This is a genomic window from Amycolatopsis sp. MJM2582, assembly GCF_000754115.1.
Classification (GTDB): Bacteria; Actinomycetota; Actinomycetes; order Mycobacteriales; family Pseudonocardiaceae; genus Amycolatopsis; species Amycolatopsis japonica.
In genome coordinates this window covers 700,650-715,012 of sequence record NZ_JPLW01000001.1, presented here as the reverse complement: position 1 = coordinate 715,012, position 14,363 = coordinate 700,650, and the positions used below count along the sequence as shown (strand labels likewise).

Annotated in this window: 13 protein-coding genes; all 13 read left to right on the top strand. The window is 67.8% G+C overall.

The genetic code is table 11. The features are described from left to right. Positions 1 to 208 precede the first annotated feature (208 nt). From ED92_RS03490 to ED92_RS03430, 13 genes are read left to right on the top strand one after another with little or no spacing between them, the layout of a single operon-like run. Positions 209 to 616, top strand: a complete 408-nt coding sequence (locus tag ED92_RS03490) for an NADH-quinone oxidoreductase subunit A (protein ID WP_037335926.1) — start codon at positions 209 to 211, stop codon at positions 614 to 616. A 6-nt stretch (positions 617 to 622) separates the two neighbouring features. Further along, positions 623 to 1,171, top strand: coding sequence for an NADH-quinone oxidoreductase subunit B family protein (locus tag ED92_RS03485; RefSeq protein WP_005151847.1), 549 nt, complete (start codon positions 623 to 625; stop codon positions 1,169 to 1,171). 5 nt (positions 1,172 to 1,176) lie between these two features. Next, positions 1,177 to 1,941, top strand: a complete 765-nt coding sequence (locus ED92_RS03480; RefSeq protein ID WP_037335924.1) for an NADH-quinone oxidoreductase subunit C — start codon at positions 1,177 to 1,179, stop codon at positions 1,939 to 1,941. Beyond that, positions 1,938 to 3,269: an NADH-quinone oxidoreductase subunit D gene (locus ED92_RS03475; protein ID WP_037332934.1), complete on the top strand. Its 1,332-nt coding sequence runs from the start codon at positions 1,938 to 1,940 to the stop codon at positions 3,267 to 3,269. The genes ED92_RS03480 and ED92_RS03475 overlap by 4 nt, the downstream gene beginning before the upstream one ends. Then, positions 3,266 to 4,138, top strand: a complete 873-nt coding sequence (gene nuoE / locus ED92_RS03470) for an NADH-quinone oxidoreductase subunit NuoE (protein WP_037332932.1) — start codon at positions 3,266 to 3,268, stop codon at positions 4,136 to 4,138. Before ED92_RS03475 ends, nuoE begins: the two co-directional genes overlap by 4 nt. Further along, the gene (gene nuoF, locus ED92_RS03465; RefSeq protein WP_016330964.1) at positions 4,138 to 5,418 is read left to right on the top strand and encodes an NADH-quinone oxidoreductase subunit NuoF; all 1,281 of its coding nucleotides are present in this window, start codon (positions 4,138 to 4,140) and stop codon (positions 5,416 to 5,418) included. Before nuoE ends, nuoF begins: the two co-directional genes overlap by 1 nt. Then, complete coding sequence (locus tag ED92_RS03460) at positions 5,415 to 7,898, top strand: NADH-quinone oxidoreductase subunit G (RefSeq protein WP_037332930.1); 2,484 nt, start codon at positions 5,415 to 5,417, stop codon at positions 7,896 to 7,898. Before nuoF ends, ED92_RS03460 begins: the two co-directional genes overlap by 4 nt. Further along, positions 7,895 to 9,232: an NADH-quinone oxidoreductase subunit NuoH gene (nuoH, locus tag ED92_RS03455; protein WP_037332918.1), complete on the top strand. Its 1,338-nt coding sequence runs from the start codon at positions 7,895 to 7,897 to the stop codon at positions 9,230 to 9,232. Before ED92_RS03460 ends, nuoH begins: the two co-directional genes overlap by 4 nt. Beyond that, the gene (gene nuoI, locus ED92_RS03450; RefSeq protein ID WP_037332916.1) at positions 9,219 to 9,761 is read left to right on the top strand and encodes an NADH-quinone oxidoreductase subunit NuoI; all 543 of its coding nucleotides are present in this window, start codon (positions 9,219 to 9,221) and stop codon (positions 9,759 to 9,761) included. The genes nuoH and nuoI overlap by 14 nt, the downstream gene beginning before the upstream one ends. Continuing rightward, positions 9,758 to 10,606 carry an NADH-quinone oxidoreductase subunit J gene (locus ED92_RS03445; protein ID WP_037332912.1) on the top strand — a complete coding sequence of 283 codons (849 nt, stop codon included), beginning with the start codon at positions 9,758 to 9,760 and terminating at the stop codon, positions 10,604 to 10,606. The genes nuoI and ED92_RS03445 overlap by 4 nt, the downstream gene beginning before the upstream one ends. After that, entirely contained in the window at positions 10,603 to 10,902 is a 300-nt protein-coding gene (nuoK, locus tag ED92_RS03440) for an NADH-quinone oxidoreductase subunit NuoK (protein WP_005151882.1), read from the top strand. The genes ED92_RS03445 and nuoK overlap by 4 nt, the downstream gene beginning before the upstream one ends. Before the next feature lie 12 nt (positions 10,903 to 10,914). Further along, entirely contained in the window at positions 10,915 to 12,813 is a 1,899-nt protein-coding gene (gene nuoL / locus ED92_RS03435; protein WP_037332909.1) for an NADH-quinone oxidoreductase subunit L, read from the top strand. After that, a complete protein-coding gene (locus ED92_RS03430) occupies positions 12,810 to 14,360 on the top strand; it encodes an NADH-quinone oxidoreductase subunit M (RefSeq protein ID WP_037332906.1) in 1,551 nt (516 codons plus the stop codon). Before nuoL ends, ED92_RS03430 begins: the two co-directional genes overlap by 4 nt. The last annotated feature ends 3 nt before the right edge of the window (positions 14,361 to 14,363 follow it).

The window sequence follows — 14,363 nt, the reverse complement described above, 5'->3', positions numbered from 1 at the left end:
CGCCCCATGCTTTGTGAATCGCTTCACATCCTCGACGGGAGGCTTGTGAACTATTTCACAAGCAAGGGGGCCGTCATGCACGGCCCGTAAGGGTTGCCTAACCCTCGGCGGTGTGACCCAGGTGACTTAGGGTGCCGACCGAGGGAAGCGGTGAACCCCGACTCGAAAACCGCAGCGGCGCGGAAAGGATGGCGAAAACCCCGTGCTGATGTTGCCCGTGCTGGCCCAGGCGGACACCTCGAAGGTGCCCAACCTGGACATGTACCTCCCCTTGGTCCTCCTGTTCGTCCTCGCTCTCGCGTTCGCGGTGCTTTCGGTGCTGCTCGGCCCGCTCGTCGGCCCGAGCCGGGCCAACAAGGCGAAGCTCGCGGCCTACGAATGCGGTATCGAACCGTCGCCGCAGCCGGTCGTCGGCGGCGGCCGGATGCCGGTCGCGTACTACATCACCGCGATGCTGTTCATCCTGTTCGACATCGAGATGGTCTTCCTCTACCCGTTCGCGGTCTCCGCGGACGCGCTGGGCATGTTCGGCCTGGTGGAGATCGTGCTGTTCATCGCGACGGTCGGTTTCGCGTACGCCTACGTGTGGCGTCGCGGCGGCCTGGATTGGAACTAGAGAAGCATGGGCCTCGAAGAAAAACTCCCCAACGGCATCCTCCTGGCCAGCCTCGAAGGCCTGGTGAACTGGGCCCGCAAGAACTCCATGTGGCCCGCCACCTTCGGTCTCGCCTGCTGCGCGATCGAGATGATGACCGTCGGCGGTTCCCGCTACGACATCGCCCGCTTCGGCATGGAGCGCTTCAGCGCGACGCCGCGCCAGGCCGATCTGATGATCGTCGCCGGTCGCGTCACGCAGAAGATGGCGCCGGTGCTCCGCCAGATCTACGACCAGATGGCCGAGCCCAAGTGGGTGCTGGCGATGGGCGTCTGCGCCTCGTCCGGCGGCATGTTCAACAACTACGCCGTGGTGCAGGGCGTCGACCACATCGTCCCGGTCGACATGTACCTCCCCGGCTGCCCGCCGCGCCCCGAGATGCTGCTCGACGCGATTTTGAAGCTGCACGCCAAGATCCAGGACGAGCCGATCAACGCCCGCCGGGCCGCGATCCGCGCCGCCAGCGGCGAGCGCACCGAGCTGATCGCCTCCTCGATCAAGTACGCGAAGAAGTGAGCGACGTGCCCGAAGAAAACTCCCCCGAAACCCCGGAAACCGGCGGCGAGCAGTCCAGCGCCGACCGGCCCGCAGGCGGCCTCGAGCCGCAGGGCGCCCGCCCGGCCGAGCCGGTCGTCACCGGTAAAGAGCGCCAGGGCATGTTCGGTGTCCGCGGCACCGGTGACACCTCCGGTTACGGCGGCGTCCGCCTCCCCGCGTACAGCCCGCCCCCGGCGGAGCGCCCGTACGGCGGCTGGTTCGACGAGTTCGCCGACGAGTTCTACGCGGCCTTGGCGGACAACAAGATCCCGGCGAACGCGATCCAGCAGACGACGGTCGACCGCGGCGAGATCACCTTCTACGTCTCCCGCGAGCACCTCGTCGAGATCGCCAAGGTCCTGCGCGACGACGCCGGTCTCCGCTTCGAACTGCTCAGCTCGGTCTCCGGCGTGGACTACGGCGTCGACGTCCCGCAGCGGCTGCACTCGGTCTACCACTTCACGTCGATGACCTACCGCCGCCGCATCCGGCTCGAAGTCACCCTCGACATCGAAGACCCGCACGTCCCGTCGCTGGTCGGGGTCTACCCGACGGCCGACTGGCAGGAGCGGGAAGCCTGGGACATGTTCGGCATCGTCTACGACGGCCACCCGGCGCTGACCCGCATCCTCATGCCGGACGACTGGGACGGTCACCCCCAGCGCAAGGACTACCCGCTCGGCGGGATCCCGGTCGAATACAAGGGCGCGGAGATCCCGCCGCCGGACCAGCGGAGGTCGTACTCGTGAGCACCGAATTCCAAGAGGCGGAAGTTCCCGAAGCCGACTCCCGCGACACGACCGAAGGCCGCGTCTACACCGTCTCCGGCGGTGACTGGGAAGACCTCATCGAGGACTCCCGCCACGACGAGCGCATGGTCATCAACATGGGCCCGCAGCACCCGTCGACGCACGGCGTGCTCCGGCTCGTGCTGGAGATGGAGGGTGAGACCGTCACCCAGCTCCGCTCGGTCATCGGCTACCTGCACACCGGGATCGAGAAGAACTGCGAGTACCGCACGTGGACCCAGGGCGTCACCTTCGTGACGCGCATGGACTACCTCGCCCCGCTCTCGACCGAGATGGCGTACTGCCTCGGTGTCGAGAAGCTGCTCGGCATCCAGGCCCCGCGCCGCGCCGAACTGCTGCGCGTGATGCTGCTGGAGATCAACCGCATCGGTTCGCACCTGGTGTACATCGCCACCGGCGGGATGGAACTCGGTGCCACCACGGCGATGACGCTCGGTTTCCGTGAGCGCGAAGAGGTCCTGCACCTGCTGGAGCACCTCACCGGTCTCCGGATGAACCACGCGTTCATTCGCCCCGGCGGGCTCGCGCAGGACATGCCCGCCGACTACCACGAGGTGGTCAGCGCGTTCGTCAAGACGATGGACGAGCGGCTTCCCTTGTACGACAAGCTCTTCACCGGTCAGCCGATCTGGCGCAACCGGCTCAAGGGTGTCGGGTACCTGCCGGTCGACGCGTGCCTCGCGCTCGGTGTCACCGGCCCGGTGCTGCGCAGCGCGGGTCTCCCGTGGGACATGCGCAAGACCGAGCCGTACTCCCGCTACGAGGAGTTCGAGTTCGACATCCCGACCTCGACCGAGGCGGACTGCTGGGCGCGCTACCTGCTGCGCGTCGAGGAGATGCACCAGAGCCTGCGGATCATCAAGCAGTGCCTCAAGAAGCTCGAGCCGGGCCCGGTCATGGTCGAGGACAAGAAGGTCGCCTGGCCGGCGCAGCTCTCGATCGGCAGCGACGGCATGGGCAACTCGCTCGAGCACGTCCGCAAGATCATGGGCCAGTCGATGGAATCGCTGATCCATCACTTCAAGCTGGTCACCGAGGGCTTCAAGGTCCCGCCGGGCCAGACCTACACCTCCGTGGAGTCGCCGCGCGGCGAACTCGGCGTGCACCTGGTCTCCGACGGCGGCACCAGGCCTCTGCGGGTCCACGTGCGCGAACCGAGCTTCGTGAACCTGCAGTCGATGCCCGCGATGGCCGAAGGCGGCCTCGTGGCGGACGTCATCGCCGCCATCGCCTCGATCGACCCCGTCATGGGGGGAGTGGACCGTTGAGCACCCAGCCCGGAACGACACCCACGCCCGAGCCCGGCACCAGCCTGGCCGAGCAGACCCACATCGCCGCCGGTGGCGACGTCGACGTGATCGCGATCGCGCCGGATCCCGCCGAGGCGGAAGGGATCCTGGAGAACGCGAAGCTCGAAGACATCTTCGACGCCGACACGTACGCCAAGGCACAGAACCTGATCGCGCGGTACCCGCAGTCGCGGTCGGCGCTGCTGCCGATGCTGCACCTCGTGCAGTCGGTGCAGGGTTACGTGAGCCAGGAGGGCATCGCCTTCTGCGCGCAGAACCTGGACCTCTCCGACGCCGAGGTCAGCGCGGTCGCGACGTTCTACACCATGTACAAGCGCCGCCCGTGCGGCGAGCACCTGGTGAGCGTCTGCACCAACACGCTCTGCGCGGCCATGGGCGGCGACGCGATCTACAAGAAGCTCCAGACGCACCTCGGCTCCGAAGAGAAGCCGTTGGGGCACAACGAGACCGCGGGCACGCCGAACGAGCCCGGCTCGATCACGCTGGAGCACGCCGAATGTCTCGCGGCCTGTGACCTCGCCCCGGTCATCCAGGTCAACTACGAGTACTTCGACAACCAGACCGAGGAAAAGGCCGTCGCGCTGGTCGACGCGTTGCAGGCGGGCAAGAAGCCGGCCCCGACGCGCGGCGCGCCGCTGACGAACTTCAAGGGCGCCGAACTGCAGCTCGCCGGGTTCTTCCCGGAGGACGCGCAGCAGTACCGCACGGACGTCGACGGTCCTTCGCAGGCCGTCGAAACGCTGCGGGGCGCGCAGGTCGCGCAGGACCGCGGCTGGACCGCGCCCGCGATGAAGGACGTTCCGCTTCCGGAAGTGGAGAAGAAGTAATGGCCGATCCCATCACTCCGGTCCTCACGAAGCGCTGGCTTTCGCCCAACTCCTGGACGATCCAGTCCTACGAAGCCCTCGAGGGCTACACCGCGATCCGCAAGGCGCTCAAGGCCACTCCCGAGCAGATCGTCCAGCTGGTCAAGGACTCCGGCCTCCGCGGCCGTGGCGGCGCGGGCTTCCCGGCCGGTATCAAGTGGTCCTTCATGCCGCCGAACGAGGACAAGCCGCACTACCTCGTCATCAACGCCGACGAGGGCGAGCCGGGCACCTGCAAGGACATCCCGCTGATGATGGCGGACCCGCACTCGCTGATCGAGGGCTGCATCATCGCCTCGTACGCGATGCGTTCGCACCACTGCTTCATCTACGTCCGCGGTGAGGCGCTGCACTGCATCCGCCGCCTGAACGCGGCCGTGCGCGAGGCGTACGAAGCGGGCTACCTGGGCAAGAACATCCTCGACTCCGGATTCGACCTCGACATCACCGTGCACGCGGGCGCCGGGGCGTACATCTGCGGCGAGGAGACGGCGCTGCTGGACTCGCTCGAAGGCCGTCGCGGCCAGCCGAGGCTCAAGCCGCCGTTCCCGGCCGCCGCCGGTCTTTACGCCGCGCCGACCACGGTGAACAACGTCGAGACCATCGCCAGCGCGCCGTACATCGTCAACGGCGGTTCGAGCTGGTTCCGCGAGATGGGCCGCGAGAAGTCGCCCGGTCCGAAGATCTACTCGATCTCCGGCCACGTCGAGAAGCCCGGCCAGTACGAATGCCCGCTCGGCACCACGCTGCGCGAGCTGCTGGACATGGCGGGCGGCATGAAGGACGGCATCCCGCTGAAGTTCTGGACGCCGGGTGGTTCGTCCACGCCGATGTTCACCGCCGAGCACCTCGATGTTCCCCTGGACTTCGAAGGCGCGGCGGAAGCCGGGTCGATGCTGGGCACGACGGCCGTGCAGGTCTTCAACGAGACCGTTTCCGTGCCGTGGGCCGTGATGAAGTGGACGCAGTTCTACGAGCACGAGTCGTGCGGCAAGTGCACGCCGTGCCGCGAGGGCACGTACTGGCTGGCGCAGATCCTGGAGCGCATGGTCGAGGGCAAGGGCACCGAGGAGGACATCGACACCCTGCTCGACGTCTGCGACAACATCCTCGGCCGCTCGTTCTGTGCCCTCGGCGACGGCGCGGTCTCGCCGATCCAGAGCGGTATCAAGTACTTCCGGGATGAATTCCTGGCTTTGTGTCAAGCAAACAAGCGCGAATTGGTGGGGGCGCAGGCATGACGATCGCACCCGACAAGCCCGGGACGTCCACAGAGGACACTCCGGTCCCCGAGGGCCACGTCAAGCTGGTCATCGACGGTGAAGAGGTCATCGCGCCCAAGGGCGAGCTGCTGATCCGCACCGCCGAGCGGCTCGGCACGGTCATCCCGCGCTTCTGCGACCACCCGCTGCTCGACCCGGCGGGCGCCTGCCGCCAGTGCCTGGTCGAGGTCGAAATGGGCGGCCGTCCGATGCCGAAGCCGCAGGCCTCGTGCACCATGACGGTCGCCGACGGCATGGTCGTGAAGACCCAGCTGACCTCCGCCGTCGCGGACAAGGCCCAGCAGGGTGTGATGGAGCTGCTGCTCATCAACCACCCGCTGGACTGCCCGATCTGCGACAAGGGCGGCGAATGCCCGCTGCAGAACCAGGCACTCGCGCACGGCCGCGCGGACTCCCGCTTCGTCGACACGAAGCGGACGTTCGCGAAGCCGCTGCCGATCTCCTCGCAGGTGCTGCTGGACCGGGAGCGCTGCGTGCTCTGCCAGCGCTGCACCCGGTTCTCCCGCGAGATCGCCGGCGACCCGTTCATCGAGCTCCTCGAACGCGGCGCCCACCAGCAGATCGGCACCGCCGAGACCGCGGACGTGCTGGACCTGGCCTCCCGGACCACCTCCGGTCAGCCGTTCCAGTCGTACTTCTCCGGCAACGTCATCCAGATCTGCCCGGTCGGCGCGCTGACGTCGGCCGCCTACCGGTTCCGTTCGCGGCCGTTCGACCTGGTGTCCTCGCCGAGCGTGTGCGAGCACTGCTCGTCCGGCTGCGCCGAGCGGACCGACTTCCGCCGCGGCAAGGTCATGCGGAAGCTCGCGGGCGACGACCCCGAGGTCAACGAAGAGTGGCTCTGTGACAAGGGCCGCTTCGCGTTCCGTTACTCGACCGCGGACGACCGCATCCGGCGCCCGCTGGTCCGTAACCCGGACACCGACGAACTCGAAGAAGCGTCGTGGACCGACGCACTGCGGATCGCCGCGTCGGGACTGGCCGAATGCAAGGACAAGGGAGGTGTCGGTGTCCTGCCCGGTGGTCGCTTGACCGTCGAGGACGCCTACGCGTACTCGAAGTTCGCGCGGATCGCCTTGGGCACCAACGACATCGACTTCCGCGCCCGCCCGCACTCGGCCGAGGAGCTGGGCTTCCTCGCGTCGCACGTGGTCGGGACGACGCCGGAAAGCGGAGTCACCTTCGGCGAGATCGAGCGGGCGCGCACGGTGCTGTGCGTCGCGTTCGAGCCGGAGGACGAAGCGCCGATCGTGTTCCTGCGGCTGCGCAAAGCGGCTCGCAAGAACCGCACGCGCGTCGTCCACTTGGGACAGTGGACCACCTCGTCGGTCCGCAAGACCTTCGGCGAACTGCTGGCCTGCGCGCCGGGTTCCGAGGCCGCCGCGATCGACGGCATCGCGCAGCACGCGCAGGACGTCGACCAGGCCTTGGCCTCGGAAGGAGCCGTGATCCTCGTCGGCGAACGTGCCGCCGAGGTCCCGGGTCTCTTCTCGGCCCTGCACCGGCTGGTGGAGCGCACCGGCGCCCGGCTCGCGTGGATCCCGCGTCGCGCGGGTGAACGCGGTGCCCTGGCGGCGGGCGCGGCGCCGACGCTGCTGCCCGGTGGCCGTCCGGTCGCCGACGCAGAGGCTCGCGCCGAGGTCGAAAAGGCTTGGGGCGTCACGCTTCCCGCCGAACCCGGCCTGGACACCACCGGCATCCTCAAGTCGTTGGACCGCGGTGACCTGGTCGGTCTGCTCGTCGGCGGGGTCGATCCGTACGATCTGCCCGACCCGGAACTCGCCCTCAGCGCGCTGCGTAACGCGGCATTCGTGGTGAGCCTTGAACTGCGGCACAGCGCGGTCACCGAGCACGCGAACGTCGTCCTCCCGATCGCCCCGACGGTCGAGAAGGCGGGCAGCTACCTGAACTGGGAAGGCCGCCGCCGCGAGTTCGCCGTCACCCTCGAAGGCACCGGCGCCCTGCCGGACTGCCGGGTGCTCGACACCCTCGCCGTCGAGATGGACGCGGACCTGTTCACCCAGACCCCGGCCGCTTCCGCCGCCGATCTGGCCAAGCTGCCTGCTAGGAACGGGGCGTTCCTTGCGGAATTTGCCAGTAACGGACCGTTCATTGCACGCGCCGAGCCCAAGAACGGGCAGGTCCTCCTCGCCACCTGGCGCCAGCTGATCGACAACGGTTCGCTGCAGGACGGCGAGCCGCACCTCAAGGGCACGCAGCGCGAGGTCGTCGCCAAGCTCTCGGCGAAGACCGCCGAAGGCCTGGGCGGCAGCGTCAAGGTCTCCACCGAACGCGGTTCCATCACGTTGCCGATCGAGGTCGCCGACCTGCCGGACGGCGTCGTGTGGCTCCCGGGCAACTCCGACGGCTCGGCCGTCCGCGCCGCTCTCGCGGCCGGTCACGGTTCGGCCGTCACCCTCACCGGAGGTGAGAAGTGACTCCGTTGCTCAGCCAGATGCCGGACGCCGCCGAGCGGGCGGCGCTGCTGGCGGACGACCCGTTGTGGCTGGTCCTGCTCAAGACGGTCGTCATCCTGCTGATCGGCCCGATCCTGACGATCTTCCTGATCGTCTGGGAGCGCAAGGCCGTCGGCCGGATGCAGAACCGTCCCGGCCCCAACCGGGTCGGGCCCGGCGGCTACCTGCAGTCCCTCGCGGACGCGATCAAGCTGCCGTTCAAGGAACAGATCATTCCGGACACCGCCGACCGCAAGGTGTACTTCCTCGCGCCGGTGATCTCCGCGGTGCCGGCGCTGATCGCGCTGGCGGCGATCCCGTTCGGCCCGGTCGTCTCGATCTTCGGTGAGCGGACCGTGCTCCAGCTGGTCGACCTGCCGGTCGGCGTGCTGGTGATCCTGGCCTGCTCCTCGATCGGCGTGTACGGCCTGGTGCTGGCGGGCTGGTCCTCCGGCTCGCCGTATCCGCTGCTCGGCGGCCTGCGGAGCGCGGCCCAGGTGATCTCCTACGAGATCGCGATGGGTCTGTCGATCGTCGGCGTCATCCTCTACTCGGGCTCGATGTCCACCTCGGCGATCGTCGACTCCCAGCAGACCGGCTGGTACTTCTACCTGCTGCTGCCGAGTTTCGTGATCTACCTGATCTCCATGGTCGGCGAGACCAACCGCGCGCCGTTCGACCTCCCCGAGGCCGAATCCGAGCTGGTCGGCGGTTTCCACACCGAGTACAGCTCGATGAAGTTCGCGATGTTCTTCCTCGCCGAATACGTCAACATGGTGATCGTCTCGGCGTTCGCGACCACGTTGTTCCTCGGTGGCTGGAAGTTCCCGTTCGTCGGCGCGGACCACGCGCTGAACCAGGGTTGGCTCCCGCTGATCTGGTTCTCCGCCAAGCTGTTCATCCTGCTGTTCGGGTTCATCTGGCTGCGCGGCACGCTGCCGCGGCTGCGGTACGACCAGTTCATGCGCCTGGGCTGGAAGGTCCTGGTGCCGGTCAACCTGGTCTGGATCGTCGTGATCGTCACGGTCCGCGCGATCAAGAACTCGGGTGGCCTGTCCACCCCGCAGATCCTCATCGGCGGCGGCGCGCTCATCCTCGTCGTCGTCATCCTGAGCCTGCTGCTGCCGGACAAGAAGGTCCCGGACGACGACTACGTCCCGGTGACCGGCGGCGGGTTCCCCGTGCCGCCGCTCGACCTGCAGGTCCCGGAGAAGACCCCGCGTCAGAAGGCCCTCGCGAAGGCCGAAGCCCGGGCTGCCAAGCGCAAGCCCGCGGCGGTTTCCAGTGGAAGGGAGGCCGGCGATGGGGATGTTTGATCCCATCAAGGGTTTCGGTGTCACCTTCGGCATGATGTTCAAGAAGGTCGCCACCGAGGAGTACCCGGAGGCGGGCGCCCCCGCGGCTCCGCGGTATCACGGCAGGCACCAGCTCAACCGGCATCCGGACGGGCTGGAGAAATGCGTCGGCTGCGAGCTGTGCGCGTGGGCCTGCCCGGCGGACGCGATCTTCGTCGAAGGCGGCGACAACACCGAAGAGGCGCGGTACTCGCCCGGTGAGCGGTACGGCGCCGACTACCAGATCAACTACCTGCGCTGCATCGGCTGCGGGTTGTGCGTCGAGGCCTGCCCGACCCGGTCCCTGACGATGATCAACTTCTACGAGCTGGCCGACGACGACCGGCAGCGGTTGATCTACACCAAGGAAGACCTCCTCGCGCCGCTGCTGCCCGGTATGGAGCAGCCGCCGCACCCGATGCGGCTGGGCGACAACGAGCAGGACTACTACGTCAACGGCCCCGAGCTGGCGCGCAAGCAGCCCACTGAAGCTTCGGAGGCCGTCAAGTGATCACGGCTCTCCTCGCACAGGCGCCGGACGTTTCGGCCGGGATCACCACCGGCGAGACCATCGCGTTCTGGGTGCTCGGCCCACTCGCGTTGCTCGGCGGACTCGGCATGATCTTCTCCCGCAACGCCGTGCACTCGGCGCTGTGGCTGGTCCTCACGATGCTGTGCCTCGGCGCGCTGTACATGATCCAGCAGGCGCCGTTCCTCGGCTTCACGCAGATCATCGTCTACACCGGCGCGATCATGATGCTGTTCCTGTTCGTGCTGATGCTGGTCGGCCGGGAGAGTTCCGACTCGGTCGTCGAAGTGCTGCGCGGGCAGCGGGTCATGGCGACCCTGCTCGGCATCGGTGTCGGCGGCCTGCTCGCCGCGGGTCTCGCCCGCGCGCTGGCCAACGTCACCCCGGCGCTGCCGCGCGATCCGGCGAACCTCGACGGCGGCGGCCCCGGCGGGCTGGGACGGCTGATCTTCACCAAGTACCTGTTCCCGTTCGAGCTCACCTCGGCGCTGCTGATCACCGCCGCGCTCGGCGCGATGGTGCTCGCGTTCACCGACCGGCACGCCAAGGGCGGCAAGAAGAACCAGAAGGAACTCGTCGTCGACCGGTTCACCGGCAAGCACGACCGGCCTTCGCCGCTGCCCGGCCCGGGTGTGTTCGCCACGGCCAACTCGGTCGCCACCCCGGCGCTGCTGCCCGACGGCTCGATCGCGAGGGAGTCGCTCTCGGAGATCATCGAGTCGACTTCGGCCGCACAGCTGGAAACCGAACGGAAGCAGGTCGCCGGGACCGACGAAGGTCCGGACGCCCACGCTCTGGTCGGCAAGTCTGAAGGGGAGAAGGAATGACCCCGACGTACTACCTGCTCCTGTCCGCGCTGCTGTTCGCCATCGGCGCGGTCGGGGTGCTGGTGCGCCGCAACGCGATCGTCGTGTTCATGTGCATCGAGCTGATGCTGAACGCGGCGAACCTGTCCCTGGTCACGTTCGCCCGGATCAACGGGTCGCTGGACGGCCAGGTGATGGCGTTCTTCGTGATGGTCGTCGCCGCCGCCGAGGTCGTGGTGGGGCTCGCGATCATCATGGCGATCTTCCGCACCCGGCGCTCGGCCTCGGTCGACGACACCAACCTGCTGAAGTACTAGGGAGCACCGAGAGTGACCGCATCATCGTGGCTGCTGGTGGCCTTCCCGGCTCTCGGCGCCCTCATTCTTTTGCTGGCGGGTAAGCGGGCCAGGGGCTGGGGACACCTCCTCGGCAGCGCGACCGTCTCACTGTCCTTCGTGTACGGCCTGATCCTGTTCTTCACCGCCGACACCAAGGCCACCGCCGACGTCAAGCTGTTCTCGTGGATCCCGGTTTCGGCGCTGCAGGTCGACTTCGGGCTGCGGATCGACGCGCTGTCGCTGACGTTCGTGCTGCTCATCACCGGCGTCGGCATGCTGATCCACTTCTACTCGATCGGCTACATGTCCGAGGATCGAGACCGGTCGAGGTTCTTCGCGTACCTCAACCTGTTCGTCGCCTCGATGCTGATCCTGGTGCTGGGCAACAGCTTCGTGACGCTGTACCTCGGCTGGGAGGGCGTGGGCCTCGCGTCGTATCTGCTCATCGGCTGGTACCAGGACCGCCCGTCCGCGGCCACCGCGGCGAAGAAGGCGTTCCTGATGAACCGCGTCGGTGACGTCGGGCTCGCGCTGGCGATCTTCCTGATGTTCAAGTACGTCGGGAGCACCGGCTACGCCGAGGTCTTCGGCGCCGTCGGCCAGATCCCCACCGGTGCGGTCACCGCGATCGCGATCCTCCTGCTGCTGGGCGCCTGCGGTAAGTCCGGCCAGTTCCCGCTGCAGGCCTGGCTTCCCGACGCGATGGAGGGCCCGACCCCGGTCTCGGCCCTCATCCACGCGGCGACGATGGTCACCGCCGGCGTCTACCTGGTCGCCCGCGCGCACGAGATCTTCAACGCCACCGCGGACGGCCGCCTGATCGTCACCCTCGTCGGCACGGTCACGCTGCTGATCGGGTGCATCATCGGTTGCGCCTACGACGACATCAAGAAGGTCCTGGCGTACTCCACGGTCAGCCAGATCGGGTACATGATGCTCGCCGTCGGCCTCGGGCCGATCGCCTACGCGCTCGGCATCATGCACCTGGTGGCGCACGGTTTCTTCAAGGCCGGGCTGTTCCTCGGGGCCGGTTCGGTCATGCACGCCATGAACGACGAGGTCGACATGCGGAAGTTCGGCGGGCTGCGCAAGCACTTGCCGGTCACCTTCTGGACCTTCGCCCTCGGCTACCTGGCGCTGATCGGCATCCCGCCGCTCTCGGGCTTCTTCACCAAGGACGCGATCATCGAAGCGGCGCTGTCGCAGGGCGGCTGGCGCGGCTGGGTGATGGGCGGCGCGGCACTGCTCGGCGCCGGCCTCACCGCGTTCTACATGACCCGCCTGATGGTGATGACCTTCTTCGGCAAGGAACGCTGGAAGGAGATCAAGTCCAGCGACGGCCGCGACTTCCACCCGCACGAATCGCCCGCGGTGATGAAGTGGCCGATGATCATCCTGGCCGTCGGTTCGGTCGGCGCCGGTGCGTTCTTCGCCCTCGGCGACCGGTTCGCCGAATGGCTCTCGCCGGTGGTCGGCCCGCTCGAAGAGGGTGGCCACAGTGTCATCCCGCACGCGCTGGTGCCGATCCTCACCGTGGCGCTGTCGGTGCTCGGCGCGGCGGCGGCGTGGCTCTTCGTCGGCCGTAAGGACGTTCCGGTGGAACGCCCCGAGCGGGTCTCGGCCGTGGTCAAGGCCGCGCGCAACGACCTCTACGGCAACACCCTGAACGAGACGCTGGTCGCCCGCCCGGGCACCTGGCTCGCCAGGGCGCTGGTCTACGTGGACAACCGCGGCGTCGACGGCGCCGTCAACGGCCTCGCCGCCGCGCTCGGCGGCGGATCCGGGCGCCTGCGCCGCCTGCAGACCGGCTTCGTCCGCTCGTACGCACTGTCCATGCTGGGCGGCACATTCCTGCTTCTGGCGGCACTTCTGCTGGTGAGGTTCGCATGACCTGGGTACTCGCAACCATCCTGCTGCCGCTGGTCGGCGCCGCGGTCGTCGCGGGGATGAAGAAGAACGACAGGCTCGCGACGCTCACCGCGCTCGTGGTGTCGCTTCTGACGTTCCTGCTGGTGATCCCGATGTGGGCGAGCTACACGCCTTCGGGAGACCGCATCCAGCAGAAGTCCTCGATGGACTGGATCCCGAACTTCGGCATACACATCTCGTTCGGCATCGACGGCATCGCGCTGGTGATGATCGCAGTCATCGGCCTGCTGGTGCCGATCGTGGTCGGCGCGCTGGGCCTGACCGACAAGCTCCCGGCCGGGCGCTCGGCGGGCGGGTTCCTGTCGCTGATCCTGGTGCAGGAGGCGTTGACCATCGCGGTGTTCGCCGCGACCGACGTCTTCCTGTTCTACGTGCTGTTCGAGATCATGCTGATCCCGATGTACTTCCTGATCGGCGGCTACGGCGGAGCGAACCGGCAGTACGCGGCGGTCAAGTTCTTCCTGTACTCGTTCCTCGGCGGCCTGATCATGCTGGCCTCGGCGATCGGGGCGTACTCGCTCGCGTCGGACAAGCTCGGCAAGGGCAGCTTCGACTGGGAAACCCTCGTCACGGTCGTCCGCGACGCCCCGCTGGGCACGCAGATCTGGCTGTTCCTCGGGTTCTTCCTCGCGTTCGCGATCAAGGCCCCGCTGGTGCCGTTCCACACCTGGCTGCCGGACGCCGCGGGCCAGGCGCCCATCGGCGTCGCGGTCCTGCTGGTCGGTGTGCTGGACAAGGTCGGCACGTTCGGGTTCCTGCGCTACTGCCTCCCGATGTTCCCCGACGCCAGCAAGGAACTCGCGCCGTGGGTGCTGGTGCTCGCCGTCGCGGGTGTCCTTTATGGATCGATCCTCGCGGCCGGGCAGCGCGACATGAAGCGCTTCATCGCGTACGTGTCGATCGCCCACTTCGGCTTCATCGCACTGGGCATCTTCACCTTCAACGAGCAGGCGATGGTCGGCTCGGTGTCGTACATGCTGAACCACAGCCTCGCCACCGGCATGCTGATCGTGGTCGTCGGCCTGATCGTGATGCGCGGCGGATCCACCAGGATCTCCGACTACGGCGGCATGGCGAAGGTGACCCCGCTGCTCGGCGGGATGCTGCTCATCGCCGGTCTGTCCACTTTGTCCCTGCCCGGCACGAACTCCTTCATCAGTGAGTTCCTGGTGCTGCTGGGGTCCTTTGTGGACTACCCGGTGTACACGATCATCGCGACGGTCGGCATGGTGCTGGCCGCGGCTTACGTGCTCTGGCTCTACCAGCGCGTCATGCAGGGCCCCGTCCGCGGTGACGCCCTGATCGGCGCCGGTGGCGGGCCCGGCACGGCCATGGCTCCGGAACTCGGTGCCACCAAAGCCATCAAGGACCTCGGCGGCCGGGAGATCGCGATCCTGGCGCCGATGGTCGTGCTGATCATCGCGCTCGGGTTCTATCCCAAGCCGGTGCTCGACACGATCACCCCGTCGGTGCAGGCGACGATGTCGTCCGTGCAGGGAGGCAAGTAAACC